Source organism: Alkalimarinus alittae (assembly GCF_026016465.1).
Lineage (GTDB): Bacteria > Pseudomonadota > Gammaproteobacteria > Pseudomonadales > Oleiphilaceae > Alkalimarinus > Alkalimarinus alittae.
The window spans coordinates 2,962,993-2,983,760 of record NZ_CP100390.1 but is presented as its reverse complement, the minus strand read 5'-3'; the positions used below and the strand labels follow the sequence as shown (position 1 = coordinate 2,983,760).

General features: G+C 43.5%; 17 protein-coding genes. 12 read left to right on the top strand and 5 right to left on the bottom strand.

Translation table 11 applies throughout. The annotated features are described in order from the left end of the window. The first annotated feature begins 74 nt into the window (after positions 1-74). The gene (lpxB, locus tag NKI27_RS13530) at positions 75-1,247 is read left to right on the top strand and encodes a lipid-A-disaccharide synthase (protein WP_265049522.1); all 1,173 of its coding nucleotides are present in this window, start codon (positions 75-77) and stop codon (positions 1,245-1,247) included. Next, positions 1,234-1,869: a ribonuclease HII gene (gene rnhB, locus NKI27_RS13525; protein ID WP_265046567.1), complete on the top strand. Its 636-nt coding sequence runs from the start codon at positions 1,234-1,236 to the stop codon at positions 1,867-1,869. Before lpxB ends, rnhB begins: the two co-directional genes overlap by 14 nt. A 114-nt stretch (positions 1,870-1,983) precedes the next feature. Here the strand turns inward: rnhB and fdxA are convergent, their stop codons facing one another. After that, positions 1,984-2,307, bottom strand: coding sequence for a ferredoxin FdxA (gene fdxA / locus NKI27_RS13520; protein ID WP_250657446.1), 324 nt, complete (start codon positions 2,305-2,307; stop codon positions 1,984-1,986). 139 nt (positions 2,308-2,446) lie between these two features. Beyond that, positions 2,447-5,065 (bottom strand): DNA mismatch repair protein MutS, encoded by a 2,619-nt coding sequence (gene mutS / locus NKI27_RS13515; protein WP_406803161.1) that lies wholly within the window; start codon positions 5,063-5,065, stop codon positions 2,447-2,449. A 197-nt stretch (positions 5,066-5,262) separates the two neighbouring features. Here mutS and recA point away from each other — a divergent pair, with 197 nt between their 5' ends. Beyond that, the gene (gene recA / locus NKI27_RS13510) at positions 5,263-6,300 is read left to right on the top strand and encodes a recombinase RecA (protein WP_265046565.1); all 1,038 of its coding nucleotides are present in this window, start codon (positions 5,263-5,265) and stop codon (positions 6,298-6,300) included. A gap of 257 nt (positions 6,301-6,557) precedes the next feature. Then, positions 6,558-6,740, top strand: a complete 183-nt coding sequence (locus NKI27_RS13505; protein WP_265046564.1) for a hypothetical protein — start codon at positions 6,558-6,560, stop codon at positions 6,738-6,740. 18 nt (positions 6,741-6,758) lie between these two features. On the opposite strand, the gene NKI27_RS13500 is transcribed toward NKI27_RS13505, so the two are convergent. Further along, positions 6,759-7,964: a 1-acyl-sn-glycerol-3-phosphate acyltransferase gene (locus tag NKI27_RS13500; RefSeq protein ID WP_265046563.1), complete on the bottom strand. Its 1,206-nt coding sequence runs from the start codon at positions 7,962-7,964 to the stop codon at positions 6,759-6,761. 360 nt (positions 7,965-8,324) lie between these two features. On the opposite strand from NKI27_RS13500, the gene fabA reads away from it, so the two are divergent. The 5 genes from fabA to NKI27_RS13475 all read left to right on the top strand — a co-directional run bounded on the left by fabA (position 8,325) and on the right by NKI27_RS13475 (position 16,285). Further along, positions 8,325-8,843, top strand: coding sequence for a bifunctional 3-hydroxydecanoyl-ACP dehydratase/trans-2-decenoyl-ACP isomerase (gene fabA / locus NKI27_RS13495; protein ID WP_265046562.1), 519 nt, complete (start codon positions 8,325-8,327; stop codon positions 8,841-8,843). 65 nt (positions 8,844-8,908) lie between these two features. After that, entirely contained in the window at positions 8,909-10,120 is a 1,212-nt protein-coding gene (locus NKI27_RS13490) for a beta-ketoacyl synthase N-terminal-like domain-containing protein (protein WP_265046561.1), read from the top strand. Positions 10,121-10,177: 57 nt separating this feature from the next. Next, positions 10,178-11,380, top strand: a complete 1,203-nt coding sequence (fabV, locus tag NKI27_RS13485) for an enoyl-ACP reductase FabV (RefSeq protein WP_265046560.1) — start codon at positions 10,178-10,180, stop codon at positions 11,378-11,380. Positions 11,381-11,385: 5 nt separating this feature from the next. Continuing rightward, entirely contained in the window at positions 11,386-15,960 is a 4,575-nt protein-coding gene (locus NKI27_RS13480) for an ATP-binding protein (RefSeq protein ID WP_265046559.1), read from the top strand. Positions 15,961-16,045: 85 nt separating this feature from the next. Further along, on the top strand, positions 16,046-16,285 hold the full coding sequence (locus NKI27_RS13475; protein ID WP_265046558.1) for an acyl carrier protein: 240 nt from the start codon (positions 16,046-16,048) through the stop codon (positions 16,283-16,285). Positions 16,286-16,372: 87 nt separating this feature from the next. Here the strand turns inward: NKI27_RS13475 and NKI27_RS13470 are convergent, their stop codons facing one another. Both NKI27_RS13470 and ubiT read right to left on the bottom strand, forming a co-directional pair. Continuing rightward, positions 16,373-17,053: a Crp/Fnr family transcriptional regulator gene (locus tag NKI27_RS13470; RefSeq protein ID WP_265046557.1), complete on the bottom strand. Its 681-nt coding sequence runs from the start codon at positions 17,051-17,053 to the stop codon at positions 16,373-16,375. 130 nt (positions 17,054-17,183) lie between these two features. Beyond that, positions 17,184-17,675, bottom strand: coding sequence for a ubiquinone anaerobic biosynthesis accessory factor UbiT (gene ubiT, locus NKI27_RS13465; protein WP_265046556.1), 492 nt, complete (start codon positions 17,673-17,675; stop codon positions 17,184-17,186). Between the two features lie 208 nt (positions 17,676-17,883). Here ubiT and NKI27_RS13460 point away from each other — a divergent pair, with 208 nt between their 5' ends. Genes NKI27_RS13460 through NKI27_RS13450 form a run of 3 tightly spaced genes read left to right on the top strand, consistent with a single transcriptional unit; the run spans position 17,884 to position 20,762 of the window. Beyond that, a complete protein-coding gene (locus NKI27_RS13460; protein WP_265046555.1) occupies positions 17,884-18,783 on the top strand; it encodes a TIGR01212 family radical SAM protein in 900 nt (299 codons plus the stop codon). A 58-nt stretch (positions 18,784-18,841) separates the two neighbouring features. After that, entirely contained in the window at positions 18,842-19,837 is a 996-nt protein-coding gene (gene ubiU, locus NKI27_RS13455; RefSeq protein WP_265046554.1) for a ubiquinone anaerobic biosynthesis protein UbiU, read from the top strand. A gap of 34 nt (positions 19,838-19,871) precedes the next feature. Next, positions 19,872-20,762: a U32 family peptidase gene (locus NKI27_RS13450; protein ID WP_265046553.1), complete on the top strand. Its 891-nt coding sequence runs from the start codon at positions 19,872-19,874 to the stop codon at positions 20,760-20,762. Positions 20,763-20,768 lie beyond the last annotated feature (6 nt).

Sequence of the window (20,768 nt, the reverse complement as noted above, 5' to 3'; positions counted from 1 at the left end):
GTCAGGAGGTCATGAGTAACGAGAATTCACCCCAAACGGCCAATGCTGAAGATACTGCTAATACGTCAGTTATTATTAGTGAGCGGCCTGTTCGTATCGGTATGGTTGCGGGTGAAATATCCGGTGATATCTTAGGTGTTGGTTTAATAAAAGAACTCCGACGACGCTATCCTAATGCCATTTTTGAAGGTATTGGTGGGCCTCTGATGATCGAAGAGGGCTTTAAAACGCACGTACCTATGGAACGACTTTCGGTAATGGGGTTGGTCGAAGTGTTGGGTCGGTTGTTTGAGCTGATTGGTATTCGCAGAAAGATTCGCCAGTACTTTTTGGAAAATCGGCCAGATGTCTTTATCGGTATTGATGCGCCTGACTTTACTTTGGGGCTCGAAGAATCATTGCGCAAATCTGGGATCAAAACTGCACACTATGTGAGCCCGTCAGTGTGGGCCTGGCGACAAAAAAGAGTGTTCAAGATTGCGCGCGCCGTCGACTTGATGCTGACACTTTTTCCCTTTGAAGCTCGGTTTTATAAAGATCATAAAGTGCCGGTTGCTTTTGTAGGGCACCCACTTGCCGATATGATCCCGCTCGAGTCTCCTCAGGTGCTTGCCCGAGAAAAGCTAGGGTTATTATCTACGCCTATAGGGCCCAGCCAAAATGTGGTGGCTTTATTGCCAGGAAGTCGCTCTGGTGAGATTCACTATTTAGGTGAAATATTTATTGAGACGGCTAAGTTTATGCTGTCTCAGAACCCAGATGTTAAGTTCCTTTTGCCTTATGTTAATGAAGATCGAAAGCAGCAAATAGAGGAGATTATGCAGCGGTTGGGGCCCGAATTACCCATCACTTTGATTAAAGGACAGTCTAGAGATGTGATGGCCGCGAGTAATGTAATTTTACTGGCATCAGGTACCGCAACGCTTGAAGCTATGCTGCTTAAACGGCCTATGGTTGTTGCTTATCGCATGAGTGCGATTACGTTTTTTATTATGAAGCGACTCATGAAGGCACCGTATATTGCGCTCCCCAACTTATTAGCCAATAAAGCATTAGTGCCTGAGTTGATTCAAGCTCAAGCCTCGCCACAAAATTTAGGTAAATCATTATTGCAGCGTTTAGCTAAAAATAGTGAGAATGAAGCATTAAACAACGAATTTATTCAAATTCATCAGACGCTAAAGCAAGATGCTAGCGATAAAGCGGCAATAGCTGTATCGAGGTTGATTGATCATGATGCCAACTGATGATTTTGAGTGTCTGTATCAAGGGCATCTATTAGCGGGTGTTGATGAAGTAGGGCGCGGACCGTTGGCTGGGGACGTTGTTGCTGCCGCTGTAATATTAGACCCTAATGCGCCTATTGAAGGGCTTAATGACTCGAAGAAATTGACTGAAAAAAAACGAGAACGCTTATTTGATGAGATTAAAGAAAAAGCGCTGTCGTGGGCATTAGGTCGAGCTTCGGTTGCAGAGATAGATGATATAAATATTCTGCAGGCATCATTATTAGCCATGAAGCGTGCAGTAGAAAGCTTGCCTGTAACGCCTGAGTACGCGCTCATAGATGGTAATAAGAGCCCCGCTCTTAGTATTCCAAATGAGACTGTTGTTAAGGGTGATAGCCGTGTTGCGGCTATTAGTGCGGCTTCAATTCTGGCAAAAGTTACGCGAGATAGGGAGATGGTCGCGCTCGATAAAACGTATCCTGAATATGGCTTTGCAGGTCATAAAGGTTATCCCACCGCGGTTCATATGAAAGCGATTAAAGAGCATGGCGTGACGGCTATTCACCGAAGAAGTTTTCGGCCTGTGCGAGAGTGTTTAATGTTGAATCGGACAAACGTGGGGTTAAAAGATCTGATTTAAGGTACTTGAGTGGGGTTTTGAGGTCAAAATCAGGCCAAAGTGGCGCTCCTACAGAAATGATGCCGGTTCATTGCGCATTTGTAGGAGCTGCTCTAAGTCGCGATTGATGGGTACTTATCGCTCTAAATATTGCAATTTGTTCTCAACACCATCCCATTCAGCTGCATCAGGAAGCGGGTCTTTCTGCTCAGTGATGTTAGGCCAGGTTTGGCAAAGCTCTGCGTTGATTTCTACGTACTGCACTTGATCTGCCGGCAATTCATCTTCAGAAAAAATGGCGTTTGCAGGGCACTCTGGCTCACATAGCGCACAGTCAATACACTCATCAGGATCAATGACGAGGAAGTTTGGCCCTTCATAAAAACAATCGACTGGGCATACTTCAACGCAATCAGTGTACTTACATTTCACACAGTTATCGGTAACAATAAATGTCATTATTTGCTCCCCAGCTTGGTCAATTCTTGAGCTTAATGGTTAAATCTATTTCGGATTCAAAAAATTAGGGGCATATTGTATGGCTTGACCGGTAAGCAGGCAAGTCAATATGTCGTTGCCTGCCAAAAACTGCACTAAATTAGCTCAATAAACCTTTTAAACGATACAATTCTTCCAACGCCTGCCTAGGTGTTAGGCTATCGGGGTCAATATCTTTTACCGCGGCATCTACTGCGCTGGGTTCCATCACGGCAAACATATCAGACTGAAGAGATGTATCTGGAGCATACTGGTTACCCCCAATAGCATCAGACGTATTAAGTGTTGGCGCAACAGGTGTTTTGCTGTCTGACGCCTCTAGCATACTGAGTTGTTGTCTTGCATTTTGGATAACTGAGTGGGGTACGCCTGCGAGTTTAGCAACCTGTAGTCCATAGCTCTGGCTTGCAGGGCCTTCGTGGACAGTATGTAAGAAAACGATAGAATCGTCGTGCTCGGTGGCCGTGAGGTGAACATTCACCGCGTTATCTAACTGATCGGGTAATGTTGTAAGTTCAAAATAATGCGTAGCAAACAAGGTGTAGGCTTTTATTCTTTTCGCTAAATGCTCTGCACTAGCCCATGCTAATGATAAACCATCAAAAGTACTGGTTCCTCGGCCGACTTCATCCATCAGTACTAAACTATTTTCTGTTGCGTTATGAAGAATATTGGCCGTTTCTGTCATTTCGACCATAAAGGTTGAGCGACCACCGGCGATATCATCCGAAGAACCCATACGGGTAAATATTCGATCGACCGGGCCTATAACTGCGCGGTTAGCGGGCACAAAGCTGCCGGTGCCAGAGAGCAGTACGATTAATGCAACTTGACGCATATAGGTAGACTTACCGCCCATATTTGGGCCTGTGATAATCAACATGCGCCGCTCGGTATCTAAATGAAGATCATTGGGTACAAAAGGCGCATCAAGTAGCTGCTCTATAACGGGATGGCGGCCATCTTCAATTAACAGGCCGGGTTTAGCACTAATCTCGGGTGCGGTGAGGTTTAGTGTTTGTGCTCGTTCGGCAAAGTTGGCCAGTACGTCTAACTCTGAAATAGCTTGAGCGGTAATCTGCAGAGGCATCAACTGTTCTGCTAATTGCGTAATCAATGCTTCGTATAATGCCTTCTCTCGGCTTAGTGCACGGCTCTTACTACTGAGTGCTTTATCTTCAAACTCTTTTAGCTCAGGCGTAATAAAACGTTCGGCATTTTTAAGTGTTTGCCGCCTGATATACTCAGTGGGAGCCTGGTCAGATTGGGCTTTGCTAATTTCAATAAAGTAACCATGTACGCGGTTGTAACCCACTTTTAGTGTTGAAATACCAGTACGTTCTTTTTCTCTATTTTCTAGATCGACCAGAAACTGTCCCGCATTTTCGCTGAGTGAACGTAGTTCATCTAACTCTGTATCGTAGCCATCTTTAATAACGCCGCCGTCACGAATGATGACCGGCGGGTTTTCGATAATGGCGCGCTCAAGTAAGTCGGCTAAGTCTGGATACTCTCGAATCTCTTTTGATAAGCGTTTAATTTGAGTTGAATTGATATCAGCCAGCGTGGATTGCAAATCAGGCAATATGGCAAAAGTGTCTCTTAGACGGGCAAAATCCCGAGGGCGTGCTGACCCTAGTGCAACGCGCGAAAGAATGCGCTCAATATCACCAATTTTCTTAAGCTGATCTTGAACATTTTCGTAATAGTATTCATTTAGCAGTGCTTTAACGGCATCTTGTCGGTCATTAATCTGCCCTTGGTCGCGCAGAGGACGGTTTAACCATCGTCTTAGCAGGCGGCTTCCCATTGCGGTGGATGTTTTATCCATAACCCATGCTAGGGTATGGAGGTGGCCACCCATGATGTTAGTGTCTATTTCAAGGTTACGATGACTGGTGGCATCTAGAATCACGCTTTCTTCACGTCGTTCGCGGTTTAACTGCCTAATATGTGGCAGGTTATTACGCTGAGTTTCACGCGCATATTGCAACAAACAACCGGCGGCTTGAATGGCAAGTGTTAAATCATCACAGCCAAAGCCGGTAAGATCTTTTGTTTGCAACTGCTTGGTTAAGACGCGTTGTGCTGTTTCTAGTTCAAAGTTCCATGGTGGCTGACGTCTTAGACCTTTAATGTTTGCAATCACGTGTGAGTAGGGGAACTCTTCACTGACTAATAGCTCGGCGGGTTGAAGTCGCTGAAGTTCGCCTTGTAATGCTTCAAGGCTATCGACCTCAAGTACATTAAAGCGGCCACAACTAATGTCTAGCGTGGCAATACCAAATGACTCTTCTGCAAAGTGAACGGCCGTCAGTAGGTTGTCTTTTCGTTCTTCAAGAAATGCTTCATCGGTGAGTGTGCCTGGGGTTACCACGCGAACGACTTTTCTTTCAACGGGGCCCTTGCTAGTCGCAGGGTCACCCACTTGCTCACAAATCGCTACCGATATGCCTGCTTTTACGATGCGGGCAATATAGCCTTCTGCAGCATGGTAAGGGATGCCGGACATAGGTATCGGCTGACCGGCTGATTGTCCTCTGGCTGTCAGCGTAATGTCCAAAAGTTCAGAGGCTCTTTTGGCATCATCATAAAATAACTCGTAAAAATCCCCCATACGATAAAACAGCAACTCATTAGGATGGTCTGCTTTAAGTCGATGGTATTGTTGCATCATTGGGGTGTGTTGTTGTGTTGTACCTTTCGAGTTAGCCATGATGTAAGCGTATTACCCTGTATAAAAAAACGAACGGCAATTTTACGTGAAATCATAGAGATATAAAGAGAAGAAGGGTGGATAAATTAAACTTCAGTTAAAAGGCTTTGCAGATAAAAAAAATTGTGGAATAATACTGACCAAATATACAGTGTTTTACAGATTCAGTGTTTTACTTAAACCGTTTTTAGAGGTCACCAATGGACGATAACAAAAAGAAGGCGCTTACCGCAGCATTATCACAAATTGAAAGACAGTTTGGTAAAGGCGCTGTCATGAAAATGGGGGATCAACCCCGTGAAGCGATGCCTGCTGTTTCTACAGGTTCTTTGGGGCTTGATGTCGCGTTAGGCATTGGTGGGCTTCCTTATGGTCGTATTGTTGAAATCTACGGCCCTGAAAGTTCAGGTAAAACAACACTAACCTTGCAAGTCGTGGCTGAAGCCCAAAAGCAAGGTAAGACCTGTGCGTTTATTGATGCTGAGCACGCGCTTGACCCAGACTATGCTGAAAAGCTAGGCGTTAACGTTGATGAGCTTTTGGTTTCTCAACCAGATACTGGTGAGCAAGCACTTGAAATAGCTGACATGTTAGTACGTTCTGGTGCGGTTGAAGTAATTATAGTTGACTCTGTTGCCGCATTAACCCCTAAAGCTGAAATAGAAGGCGAAATGGGAGACCATCACGTTGGCTTGCAGGCACGTTTAATGTCACAAGCGCTGCGTAAGATTACGGGTAATATCAAAAATGCTAATTGCCTGTGTATCTTCATTAACCAAATTCGTATGAAAATTGGTGTGATGTTTGGTAACCCTGAAACCACAACCGGTGGTAATGCACTTAAATTTTACTCATCTGTTCGCTTGGATATTCGTCGTACGGGTGCCGTTAAAGTAGGTGACGAGATTGTAGGTAACGAAACTCGAGTTAAAGTGGTTAAGAACAAGGTTGCACCTCCTTTCAAACAGGCTGAATTCCAGATTATGTATGGTAAAGGTATCTACCATATGGGTGAAGTGATCGATATGGGCGTTAAGTGTGGGCTTGTTGATAAGGCCGGCGCTTGGTACTCATATAAAGGCGATAAAATTGGTCAAGGTAAAGCAAACTCAGCTGTTTATTTAGAAGAGCATCCTGAAATCGCCACTGAAATTGAAGGGCTTATTCGTGAGCAGTTGATGCCAAAGCCTGCTACAGCAGCAGAAAAAGAAGAAGCGATGGAGCAAATAGAAATCTAAAACTTTAGAAATCTAAAGTATTTGGTTTTAAGTACCGTATGTGGGTTTAAGCGCCGGATTAGATGCTTAAGTCCTCTATATACTTGTACCTATATCGTACCAATGTTAGAACCCCTAAAATGCGCATAAGTCCAAAAGACTTTAGCGCATTTTTTGTTTTAGGCTAACCTTTAGTTTTAATGAGGTTAAACGGCCTGCTGACTATTGTTGCTTGGTGTGAGTAGTAAAAGTAGGCGCGAGTATATTTAGGAGGCAGTATGCTTAAGTGGTTATTATTGTTAGTGGTAGGAGCTGCATTTGTTTTTTGGTTAAAGCGAGGCAAGAAGGGGCATGATATAACTGACCCTGAGGTGAAAGAAATCGATCAGCAGCGCTACTATGTTAATCCGCCAGATAAAAATACCAGTAGACCTAAAGATAATCAGGGTAATGACCTTTAGGTGAAACGTTTTCTTAGTCTAGTCTACCGAGTGGGCTGCATAATTTAGAAGTACTCTTCGACGTACTTCTGGCGTGCAGTCCTTTAATCTTCGTTCTAATTCCCTTGCAGCTTCATCAATATCTTCGCTAGAAAAGCGTGTCTTCATAGCGAGAGGTTGAAATGTTGGGGTGTTTATCGCTAATGTTGAAAGTGCACCTTTAGCGGCATAATTAACGGGGAATGTTAACCGATTTTGAAGAATCGATTTGTCGATACAATCGGCAATTTCAGTATGATTGAGTTCTTTTAATTTTCCCCCTAAAAGTTCACTTCCAAAGTGGACATGCACACGCCCTTTTGAGCCAAATAACCCTTTTTTAACCGCGGTTAAATCTTCTATCGCTTGCTTTTGGTAGTGGCCTTGGCGCTCTGTTATTTCTAGCTCTGTAGCTTTATCTATATCGCAAGGGTCCCACTCGTAAGAGAAACTGACGGGGACAATTTTTAGTTGGTCAATATACTCACCAAAAGGGGTTTCTTTTGGTTTTGCTAATCCAAGCATTTTAATAAGCGCTGGGTTAGTTTTATCTAAGTTGTCTTTTGAACGACCTTCCTTTTGAGCAATCCAGATATTTGACGCGCGATTAAAACTGAGGTGTCGAATATAAGCCGACTGGAGTTTCATCGCCTTAAGTATTTCTCTTGGCGATGTGATAGACCGTAAGATCTTAAAACACTTATTAAGTAATGCGAACTCAAGTGCAATATTATTCTTTAGCAAATTGTCGCCGATCGCACAGTGGGCTGTGTTGTGCTGGTGTTTATGCAATAAAACGTTTAAGAGTAATGGGTCCATCAAAATATCTCGGTGATTAGAGATAAACAGATAATGACTGTCGGTTGAAAGATGGTCTAGCCCACTAAAACTTAGGTGCGTAATGGAGTTTTCAATAATAGGTGAGGCAATTTTGTTGGCTAACAGCTGAAGCTCTTTAATGCTGCTCACTTTATTAAGGTCACGTAATGTTTGTCGCAAGGTGGCGCTTAAACTGTCGAGGCCTGGGTTTGTCTGAGCCTGCGTGAAAAACTCAGTGAGCAAATTCAAGAATGAATTATCTGAGCAAAGCCTTTGCACTGATGAATGAACTTCTTCGTCAAAGAATTCTCTTATTTGATCAAATTCCTCAAGCCATGGCTGCATTAAGGATGATTCTAGAGACGTTTCATTAGATGTTGTGGTCATAAATGCAGAAGTGTCCAAGCTGTCTTATATTTGTGAACGATAACTATTTAATGAGATTTTTCAAAAACCAAAACGTTAGGCGTACTTTTGTAGAGGGTATTCCAACAAATGTTAAGTAAGAGCACCTTTGTCGGGTTGAAGCCCGACCTACATTGCAATAGTAATCGGAAAGGGGTTACCGAGTCCATTTGCTTTCTCATACTTTGGTGTTAGCTGATACAAGATGTCAAATGATTGGGACAATGGGTCAAGAGAATTAAAAATTTGAGCCCTATAGTGTGTGTCGTAAAAACGTAACACTGTTTAGTGTTAATGGTTGTTATTCATTAGAAACGAAGAAACGCTATAGGACGTTGTGTCATGTTACAACAAACGAGTTACTCTCAACCTGAATTAGATGCCATGTTTAATCTGGCTAATCCACCCGCTATGCAGTTACCTCAAGGTAAAATGAGGATGATTGATCGTATTGTTTATGTCTCGTCAACAGGTGGAAAATATAACAAGGGTGAGCTGATAGCAGAATTTGATGTGTTACCAGATTTGTGGTTTTTTAAATGTCACTTTCCGGGTGACCCTATAATGCCAGGCTGTTTAGGTGTTGATGCACTTTGTCAAGGGTTAGGGTTTTATTTAGCATGGGCCGGATACGAAGGTAAGGGGCGAGCTTTAGGTATAGGTGGTGTGCGTTTTTTTGGTGAGGTGCTCCCTGAAGCCTCGTCCATTCGCTACCACATTCATATTCGCCGAGTATTTAGGAAGGATATTGTAATGGGAATTGCAGATGGCTCAGTGTATGTTGATGGCACCGAAATTTATAGCGCAGAAAATATAAGAACGGGGCTGATTCCTGTTGTTGGTATGAATGCCGTTAGCTAATGCGTTTGTTGTCGTTACTATTAGACGGTAATGGCTATTAAGTAATACTACTTGAGGAAGAGTCAATGAAACGTGCTGTGATCACAGGGATAGGGATTATTTCAAGTTTGGGTAATAATTGCTCAGATGTTTCCAAATCTTTAAAGCAAGGTCTAAGCGGAATTACGCGTGATCAGGTTTTTGTAGAAAAAGCGCTTCGCTCACAGGTGAGTGGGCAAATTTCTTTGTGCCCAAAAGAGATGATCGACCGAAAGCTTTACCGTTTTATGACTGAGTCTTCTGGTTATGGGTATCTGGCAATGGCGCAAGCCATCGCTGATGCTAAGTTAGATGACTGTTTAGTGAAGAATGATATGACGGGGCTCGTGATGGGCACAGGGGGGACTTCTACGGCCGACATCATAGACTCAGTTGAGGCCTATTATAAAGGGGGGGTTAGAAAAGTAGGCCCTTATAGAGTCACTAGAGGGATGAACAGCGCGTTGTCTTCGGTGCTCGCAACTGCGTTTGGTATTCGCGGCATTAATTATTCTGTAACGTCCGCTTGTGCCACCAGTGCTCATTGTATTGGCAATGCAGTAGAGCAAATACAGTTAGGTAAACAAAATATAGTTTTTGCCGGCGGTGCAGATAGTGGACATTGGACACTCGCATTGCAGTTCGATGCGATGGGCGCTCTCTCTACTCACTATAATGACACGCCAGAGAGTGCCTCGCGGCCCTATGATAAAGGCCGAGACGGATTTGTTATTGCAAGTGGTGCAGGAGTCGTTGTGGTTGAAGAGCTCGAGCATGCGCTTGCTCGTGGTGCACATATTTATGGAGAGGTGATTGGGTATGCGGCCACATCAGATGGTAAAGATATGGTTCAACCTTCAGGAGAAGGTGCTGAACGTTGCATGAAACTCGCTATCAGCCAAGCGGGTGATCGTCGGGTTCAATATATTAATACTCATGGTACTAGCACCCCTATGGGGGATTTGACCGAACTAAAAGCAATCAAAGCGGTGTTTGGCGAGCAGATACCAAAAATAAGCGCGACTAAATCACTCAGTGGGCACTCTTTAGGTGCTGCGGGCGTACATGAGGCGATTTATAGTTTAATCATGATGCAAGAAGGCTTTATTGCAGGCACTGCAAATTTGAATGATCCAGAAGATGAAGCCATTACCATGCCCATTGTTTCGCAAGCAGAAGAGGTAGACCTAGGTGTTGTGATGAGTAATAGTTTTGGTTTTGGCGGCACCAACGCCTCATTAATTTTTGCCGCCTATTAACGCGCTAACAGGCCATTAATAAGCTGAAGGTCTAGCAAACGACGTAGAGAATTGGATATGGTTATTAAGCCTAAAGTTAAAGGATTTATCTGTGTTAACGCTCACCCTGCTGGGTGTCATGAGTATGTAGATCAGCAAGTGAGCTATGCCTCTGAATGTTCACTGAATGGGCCGAAGCGTGCGTTAATTATCGGTTCTTCATCAGGCTATGGCTTGGCTTCACGCATCGCGTTAGCAATGTCAGGTGGTGCAGATACTATTGGTGTTCACTTTGATCGAGCGCCGTCTGAGCGTAAAACCGCAGGCGCTGGCTGGTATAACAATCAACGGTTTGAAAGGCTAGCTAAGGCACGAGGGTTGATGGCGGAAAGTTTAAATGTTGATGCGTTTCAGGATGATGCAAAAGCGGCTGTAATAGAAAAAATCAAGCAAACCGTTAAGGCGGTTGATTTGATTGTTTATAGTGTCGCAGCTCCGCGACGTTATGTTGCAAGTGAAGATAAATGGTATAGTTCTGTACTTAAGCCTATTGGACGCGGGTTTAAGGGTAAGACCATCGATACTGACAAAGGCGAGATCAAAACGGTCGAGCTGAAAGAGGCTGACCAAGAAGAAATTGATGCCACGGTAAAAGTGATGGGCGGTGAAGATTGGCTACAATGGATTGAGGCGTTAAATGACGCCGATGTTTTAGCCGATGGCTGCAAAACTATTGCCTATACTTATATCGGTGATGAAATTACTTGGCCAATATACGGTGATGCTACTATTGGCCAGGCAAAGAAAGACCTTGATAAAACGGTAACAAGAATTAATACTCTTTTGCACAGCAACAGGGGCCGTTTACAGACAGGTCGATCAGAAGAAAGAAGTGCGTATATTGGTGTTCTAAAAGCGCTTGTGACGCAGTCGAGTGCCGCGATACCGGTCATGCCACTCTATATATCACTGCTGTATAAAGTGATGAAAGAGCAGGGTAGTCATGAAGGGTGTATTGAACAGATTTTAAGAATTTTAACCACCGGTCTTTACGGAGATAATTGCCAGAAAGATAGTGCTGGACGTTTAAGGGTCGACGAACATGAGCTAACCGAAGAGGTTCAATCTGAGGTGAAGCGTCGATGGGAGCGTATTAGCAATGAAAACCTACGACAACTGTCAGACTTTGAAGGGTATAGACATGATTTTTTAAAGTTGTTTGGGTTTGGTTTTCAGGGTATCGATTATGAGGCAGATGTAGAGGCTGTGCCGTCGGAGTAAATAGGATGAGTGAAGTACAACGCAACAAAAACATCAAAAAAGAGTCTGCATCAGCATTACTGTTAAGTCTTGAGGAATATGCAAGAGAAACAGACTTACTCAGAAAAGCGGCAGAAAAAGAATCTGGCGCAAAAGGCGTCATCAACACTACGCCAGCACGCTTAAACCAATATGATATTGGCTATGGTGTATTAGAGGGAAAAACCTTTATTGCAGGCGAAGACTTAATTCGTCAGGCTAATGCATTACGTCAGACGACGGGTGAATTATATCAGCAGCAGGTGCTTATTCCTGCTGAGAGCAGTGATAGAAGCTCGGTTATCAAATTGATCGCTGAAATTTCTGAGCGAATCATCTCTGAAACTAAAGAGGGTCCGCTGTATATTGCTGAGGTTGAATTAAGTTACGGTGCGCAAACCGTACGCTTAGGTATTGTGGCTCAGAACCGTCAAATCAATAATGGTGTGTGGAAACCTAAACACCACCGAAAGGCTGGCCAATGGGTTAGAAAACTTGAACGCCGCCAGATACCTATCGTGACGTTTATTGATACACCTGGGGCTGATGCGGGTGCCGATGCTAATCTGCGTAACCAAGCGCACAGTATCTCTGAGTTAATCGCTACAATGGCAGACCTTAACGTGCCAACGATTGGTATTGTATGGGGCTTTGGCTATTCGGGGGGGGCTATTCCCTTAGCGGCGACTAACCTGTTGTTATCGGTTAGGGATGGCATATTCAGCACGATTCAGCCCAAAGGGTTAGCATCAATAGCCAGAAAACAAAAACTTGATTGGCAGACCTGTGCACGCTTGGTGGGCGTTTCGGCCCCAGAGCTTTTTCAGGAAGGCATTATTGATGGCGTCATTGATTACTCTCCGTTAGAGGGAAGTCAAAATAGAGATCGTATCAAAGCCGCGATTTTTACCTCATTAGCGCAAATAGAAAATCAGTCTCTAGCGGCGGTTAAAAAGATTACATCGCTAAGCCAGCATTATATAGACGTTAGTAGGTTAATTTCAGCCGGTAACGAAGAGCTACTGAATAAGCGACTGGCGCCACATGATGTTAAAGGGTTTCCCTCAATATTTGGTTTTGCCTACAGTGCGATACGATCATTGAAGTTAAGGGCTCGCTTAAAAACGCAGTCTGTCAAACTTAAAGAAAGCAGTAGCGATGTTTGTGAACTGCCTATTTCACCTGACGAGCAGCAGCGGATATTAAGTGATTCACGGTTTAGTGAGTGGCTAAAGCGAAGCGATAAACTGATTTATGAAGACGGGCTGTTCAAAAGCTGGTCACGTTATCGAGAAAGTGAGCAACATCGCGGGGATGAGCGAGGCTATATTGCATCATTATTTTTGGGTAATCCTAAAGGTAATTTTGAAAAAGCCTTACATGAGTTATCCGCAGAAATTGCATTCTATCTTTACAATGGTTGGCAGCAAGAGTCGCAACACCACCTGAATGCACTGATCAAAAACCTCGAAGGGTTAGAGCATGAAGTTGATTGTAATGTCCTTGCTAATGAACAGTTGAGTTTTATCGACCTGATTCAGGATAGCCGCTTTAAGCCTGTTACGATCAATCACTGTAAACAATTGATTCGTTTTGATTGTCTCTATGAAAACTTACTGACTAATCTCACCGAGATTGTGTCTGAGTTTAGTGATCACAAAAAAATATCAGAAGCCTTACTACAATCTATGTTGCATAAGTCTGGGATTGAAACCGAAGAACAGGTTGAATCATTTAGTGGATGGTTGATGAGTATTCGCAATACCAGTAACTTTGGTGAGTTTTTGAGAACAGCAGAGCAGTGGAAGAAAGTTCAGCACCCTCGATCATCTGATGTGGTATTTGTAGTTGCCAGTTACTTCTTTGAAAAGTTATTTCCTGAGTTGTTTGAATCACAGAAAGATAATAAAACCTTTTCAGGGCAATTTAACCCCGTATTTATCGGTCGCCGAAAAGATTTTTGGAATCGCTTAAACCAGGCGATTAAAGACCTGCGAATACAATCAATTTTAAATGATATTAAACCCGGTGATAGCTTTACACCAGAAGCGCTAATCGACACGTTGTTCCAAGACTTTATGGAGCTAGATAGTCGTATTACAACGGCGAACCCTAAGCGTTTTCCTGGTTTTGGTGAAGCGATTATTCGTCAGCAAGTAAAATCGAAGTCTGCATCAGGACTTATAACGGGGGTAGCTGAATTTTCAGTAGGCGATGATTTAGAGCCTGTGGGCTTGTTTGTGTCTAACCATTCGTTTCAGGCGGGGGCCTTTGATATGTCTTCGGCAGAGCGCTTCTGTCGTTTGCTCGCCTATTGCGGTGAGTACGCTATACCGGTTATTGGTTTTATCAGTTCGGGTGGAATGCAAACAAAAGAAGGTGCGTCGGCACTGTTTTCTATGGCAGTAGTGAATGATCAAATCAACCGATTTGTGGGTGATCTTGGGTTGCCTATTTTAATGTTTGGTTATGGCGATTGCACTGGCGGCGCGCAGGCTAGCTTGGTTACTCACCCGTTAGTTGAAACGTATTATTTCTCTGGTACAAATATGCCGTTTGCAGGGCGTATCGTGGTTCCTGAGTATTTGCCTGTAACGGCGACGTTGGCTAACTATTTGGTAGCAGAAGCTAAAAGTATGCAAGGGTTAGTGAAACATCCGATGTTCGAAGGTTTGGATGAACGCTTAAATGCTATAGATCCTGCAATTACGTCAGCTGTTATTAGCGTTTCAGAATTAATTAATCGATGGTTAACCCATAAAGACCTACCTGGGCGAAAAGATGAACGTAAGAAAAAAATAGCCGTTCAGAAATTCGAGCCGTATGAAAAGGTATTGGTACACGCGAGAGGGTGTACTGCGGTTAAGTTGATACGAGAAGCACATGCTATGGACCTTCAGGTGGTCTTAGTGCAGTCTGACCCCGATATGGATTCAGTAGCCGCAGATATGCTTAAAGAAGGTGATAACCTAGTATGTTTAGGAGGTTATACCTCAGACGAAAGTTATTTAAATGGCGATAGCGTGCTGCGTATTGCTGAGATGTATGGTGCAGAGGCGCTGCATCCGGGCATTGGTTTTCTGTCAGAAAATAGCCAGTTTGCATACCAATGTATCGCTCAAGGTTTAAACTTTATAGGCCCTTCGCCTGAGAGCATGGAAGCCATGGGTGATAAGTCTAAAGCGATACATACGTCCATCGAATTGGGTGTTCCTGTTGTACCAGGCAGTCATGGTTTGTTGAAAAACATCGGTCATGCAGAAAAAATAGCCAGTGAGATTGGTTTCCCTATTATTCTTAAAGCCGCTCATGGCGGTGGTGGTAAAGGGATTGTTGTTGTAGAGAAAGCAGAGCAGCTTAAAGAGCTTTTTTACATGATCAAAGCTGAAGCACGAAACAGCTTTGGGAGTGGAGATATCTACCTGGAGCGGCTAGTTACTCGCTTCAGACATATCGAAGTTCAGCTTTTGAGAGATCGTTTTGGTTGTACGCGTATTATTGGATTGCGTGATTGTAGTATTCAGCGAAATAAACAAAAGATTATAGAAGAGTCTATATCAACGGCGCTTCCCCCAGAACAAGAAAAAATAGCTAAAGACTCTGCCTATAAATTAGCAGAGGCCTGTAATTATCATGGTGCAGGTACGGTTGAATTTATTTATGATCTCGATCGTGAATCACTTTACTTTATGGAGATGAATACTCGCCTACAAGTAGAGCATCCTGTCACTGAACTGGTCAGCGGTATTGATATTGTAAGAGAGCAGTATCGCATTGCTATGGGTGAATCCATTGAGGCTATACCGCTAAAAGAAACAGGCTACGCCATAGAAGTACGTATCAACGCAGAGAGTGTCTCGGTTGAGAAGGGTGAACTAAAAGTTGTACCAACCCCTGGATTGGTGAGTAAGTGCTTGTTCCCGAAAGTGGAAGGCGTGACGCATATTGTGACGGTCGATAACGGAAAAACTATCCCTCCGTTCTATGACAACTTAATCGCTCAAGTGATTGTTCATGGCGATTCGCGAGAAGATGCCACGCAGAAAATGTCAGAGTATCTTGCTCAAGTCATTATTGAGGGTGTTGATACCAATATCGCACTCTTACAGGTCATCTTGAAAGACCCTGTGTTTGTTTCAGGCGAATATGACACCGGCTACTTACTCGACTTAGTCGCCAGAGGCCCTGAAGAACTGAGTGCGTTGCAAGGTGCAGTAACGGTTAAAGACGCTGCGGCAGAAGACTTTTCGATTGTTGTTGATGGCTCAGACGAGCTTAAAGTATTAGCGCCTTCGACGAGTATCATGTATCGCTCTGCTTCGCCCGATCAGCCTGCGTATATTGAAGAGGGCGACACGGTCACGGTTGATCAGACCCTTTGTTTGTTAGAAGCGATGAAAATGTTTCAACCATTATCGCTGTCGAGCTTTAATAAAAAAGGTAAAGACGTGTACCCCGCTGATCAAAAGTACAAAATTACGCATATAAAAGGGGTGGCCGGACAGCAAGTTAACCGAGGTGACCTGTTATTTGTAATTAAACCTGTAAAGGTCGAAGCCTGACCTTTACATTCAATCTCAACACTAGAACTTTGAATCTAGAACTTAACACTTATAGAACGATTTGAAACTAAATGGAGAAGACTCAATGTCTGATATTCAAGAACGTATTATAAAAGTAATTTGTGATCAGCTCGATGTAGAAGCCGATAAAGTAACCGCTGAAGCACACTTTATTGATGATCTGGGTGCAGATTCATTAGACACTGTTGAACTCGTCATGGCGTTTGAAGAAGAGTTTGATGTAGAAATACCAGACGATATGGCTGAGCAGATAAAAACGGTGAATGATGTGGTTGCTTTGGTTTCAGACAAGGTAAGCGCATAGCGTTTAGGTGACAGTTAGCGCGCTAAGTCATTTAACCCGCTAACTGCCGACTGAGTAAGCCTTGAATTCAACATCTGAACCTAAGGCTTACTCAAACGATTTTAGTTTATCAACATCTTTGATAATGATGACTTTACCCTGAGTCTCTAATATTTCACGCTCTTTTAGCGTGTTAAATATCCGGGAAAGTGTTTCGGGCTTAATCGATAGACGTGACGCGATCAACTGCTTTTGAATGGATAGCTCAACTCGACTATTGGTTTCACCTTGCTTTTCAAGCTCATTTAAGAAAAATCTGACCACTCTATAAGTGGCGTTTTTCATGGTGAGATTCTCAATTTCGTTCAGTCTGCCCCTGAGTCGTAGCGCTAGATCACCTAATAAACTTAAGCAGGTTTTTGGGTTTTCTTCCAAAATAGAAAGGAAGTGCTTACTGTTGAAAGAAAGCACTTTTGAGCTTGAAATTGCGGTCGCGGTTACAGGGTAATCATCTTTATTCATAAACATGACGGCTTCGGCAAACGTCTGCCCAGGCATAAGAATTTCGATAACTTTTTCATTACCATCTGGTGTTAATCGAGTGAGCTTTATTTGCCCCGACAGTATCAGGTAAAAATGGTCAGCCTGTTCACCTTGAAAGAATAAGTGCTGGTCAGGTTCAACTTCACATAACTTAGTTGTGCGGGCGACTTCGACCAAGGCTTTCTCTGATAAACCAGAGAATAGGTAGTGTTTCTTAATTTGTTCTAGCTTCAATTCATCTAACATGGGCATCACACTTAAATTTGGGTTTGGGTTATGTTACCACCAGCCTTTCCAGATTTGGCATGCCTATAAAGGAGTAATTGATATAAAGTCGTTAGAATGTTGACCTAGAACAACCTAATTTTGCATCAGACTACGAGGCAAAAATACTAACAAACTCGCCCGCGCTACTTAAAAGAAAGCGTAACTCATTTGATAGCTCATTGGTATCTAGGGCATCGATAAGATTCTTTACTTCTAACCCTAACTCAGTATCGCCCTCAATTAGCAACCGCCTTTGAAAGAATAACGTATCTGGGTCTTCTTTTCTTGCTGCTAGCAAAATAAATTCATTTAAATTACCGCTAATGCTTACATCGTGCATGCCAAATGGCTGCAATGCAATTTTGCCGTCATGCCCAAGGCTAAAATACCAATTAATATTAAGGTCGTTTATTTTAACTAATAACCAACGGTTTCTTAGAAACTCACACTCGCCAGACTCGAGGGCTTCTTTAAATACTTGCTGTAGCACTTTAGTCATTGCCAGTCTCTGAGCCCCAAAAGGTACATGCGTCAGTGGCTTAGCTAAGATTCTAGGGAGTTGCGCATAAAATTTTGCAGGTGAAGGGGGTCTTGGAAACAAAATAAACTCCTAATAGTGGGGGGCGATTCGGAGACAATAGTGTGTTAGCTGTATGGGGTGCCTTGATGATCATCAACTCGCTTTTTAAAAACCTCTGTTAGCCTCTTCAAAATTTGCGCAACTCATTGAAAAGGCATTCACATTTTATGCAGTGTTTATGGTCATCTTCAGCCTTTAAACAAAATTCATCCACTAAGGCTGTTTGACAATGGATTTAACAAAACACGCCACGACGCTAGGCCGTCACCTAAAACAAAAGTGGGGCGAGCGCGTTCATAAGGTTTCTATCAACGCGGCATTCACTTGTCCAAACCGAGATGGCTCGAAAGGTATTGGGGGTTGTACCTTTTGTAATAACGCATCGTTTTCACCCTCTGACAAAAAGATTGTCACGCCAATTTCTGAGCAGGTGTTAGCAGGGCAAAAAGTGATTGTTAAACGCACTGGGGCGAAAAAGTATTTGGCTTATTTTCAGTCATATACCAACACATACGCCGAAATTGATTACTTAAAAACGTTATATGAAAGTGCGTTAAATAGCCCCAATGTGGTGGGTATATCCGTAGGCACAAGGCCAGACTGTGTACCTGATGCAGTGCTTGATCTACTGCAGTCGTATCAACAGAAAGGCCATGAGGTATGGCTTGAATTAGGCCTGCAATCTTCATTTGATGCTTCATTGCAGCGCGTTAATCGAGGTCACGGTTTTGCGGAGTATGTTGACGCGGTTCAGCGTGCGAGAAGTCGAGGCTTACAGGTTTGTACTCACCTTATCGCAGGAATGCCAAGCGAGAAACCAGAAGACACTCTAGTGTCACTCGAAAAGGTATTAGCATTGGGTACAGATGGCTTAAAGATACACCCTCTGCATGTGGTTAAAGGGACTCAACTAGCGCGTGAGTGGAAGCGGGGAGAGTACCAGCCTATGACTCAGGCGGACTATGTTCAGTTGGTCGCAGAGATTATTAGGCGAACGCCGAAGTCGATTATTTTTCATCGATTTACCGGTACCGCATCAGAAGAGTTGCTGCTCGCGCCAGCGTGGTGTAGTAAAAAATGGATCGTACTAAATGATATCTGTAACGCCCTAGAACCTGAACGTGCTTAATCACAAACAATGAATACTTTATATAACGCCAATTAAATTTGGATAAAAGGAGAAATACGTGGAACTGGTCTGTCCAGCAGGTAGTCTTTCTGCTCTAAAAATCGCGGTCGATAATGGTGCTGATGCGGTATATATCGGTTTTAAAGATGATACAAATGCGAGGCATTTTGCCGGACTTAATTTTGCCGATAAAAAAGCACAAGATGGCTTAGCTTATGCCCGAGAAAAAGGCGTAAAGGTGTTTGTGGCTATTAACACTTACTCTCAGGCTGCAGGTTGGTCACGCTGGCAGAGAGCCGTAGATGCTTCGAACGAATTAGGCGTTAATGCCTTAATTTGTGCTGATATGGCGGTTATGGATTACGCTGCAGAACGGTATCCTGAGCTGCCATTGCACCTATCGGTTCAGGGCTCCGCAACTAATTATGAAACCTTAACGTTTTATAAAAATAATTTTGGTATCCGTCGAGCGGTTCTGCCTCGTGTATTGTCGCTCAAACAAGTTGAAACCGTTGCCCAATATTCGCCTGTTGAGCTTGAAGTATTTGCCTTTGGTAGCTTGTGTATCATGGCCGAGGGTCGCTGTTATCTCTCTTCTTATTTAACCGACGAATCACCCAATACCTGTGGTGCCTGCTCCCCAGCAAAAGATGTTCGCTGGGAGCAAACTGAATCGGGTCTTGAAGCTCGGCTCAATGATGTCTTGATCGACCGGTTTGAAGAAGGCGAAAACGCAGGCTACCCAACACTGTGTAAAGGTCGTTTTAAAGTAGGGGATAAAACCTTTCACGCTATCGAAGAACCCACCAGTCTTAACACAATAGAGCTGATACCTCAGCTGCAAGCCGCTGGTATTAAAGCGGTTAAGATTGAAGGGCGACAACGAAGCCCCGCCTACGTTGAAAACGTGGTTAGAACGTGGCGAAGAGCGATCGATCTATACAACACAAACCCCGAGCAGTTCAGAGTTAAAAAGCAGTGGAAAGAAGATCTAGCAAAAGTGTCTGAGGGCACACAAACCACATTGGGTGCATATACCCGCGCATGGCAATAATCTGGACTACAGGTGAGAAAAGAAAGGTAAAAATATGAAGTTATCTCTCGGTCCGATTCTTTACTATTGGACAAAACAGCAAACCTTAGCGTTTTATGAACAAGCGGCTGACGCTGATGTTGATATCATCTATCTAGGTGAGACCGTCTGCTCCAAACGGCGTGAGTTAAGTGCGCAAGACTGGATAGACTTAGCGAAGTCACTCTCAGAAACAGGTAAGCAGGTGGTGTTATCAACACTCACATTATTAGCCGCAGAATCAGAGTTAAAAACATTACGTAAACTCTGTAATAACGGCGATATTATGGTTGAAGCTAATGATATGGCCGGTGTTCAATTAATGAGCGAGCATGGCGTACCATTTGTATCAGGGCCTGCCATCAATATCTATAATGCCCGAGCTTTAAATGTAATGAAAAAGCAGGGCGTAACCCGTTGGGTAATGCCTGTCGAGCTTGGCCGTGAAACATTGCAAGAACTGCTCGCAGATGCAGAAAACATGGGTATTAAAGACGGTATTGAAACAGAGGTCTATGCTTATGGCCGACTACCCCTCGCATATTCTGCCCGCTGCTTTACAGCCCGATATTATGATCTGCCTAAAGATAACTGCCAACTAAAGTGCATAGAGCACCCAGAAGGTATTGCCGTTCATAGCCAAGAAGATGATGAACTATTCAATTTGAATGGTATTCAAACAATGTCAGGCAGAACTTACAACCTTGAAAGTGAGCTATCTAATATGCAGAAAATAGGGGTCGATATCGCCCGTATTAGTCCGCAAGTGGATGTTACCTTTGATAAGGTTAATCAGTTCAGAAAAGCGCTGTCCGGGGAGTCAAAAACCATTGCATTATCAGAAGCCGAGTGCAATGGTTATTGGTTTAAGTCACCTGGAATGGACCAGGTTATAAGTGCAGATTAACCTGTT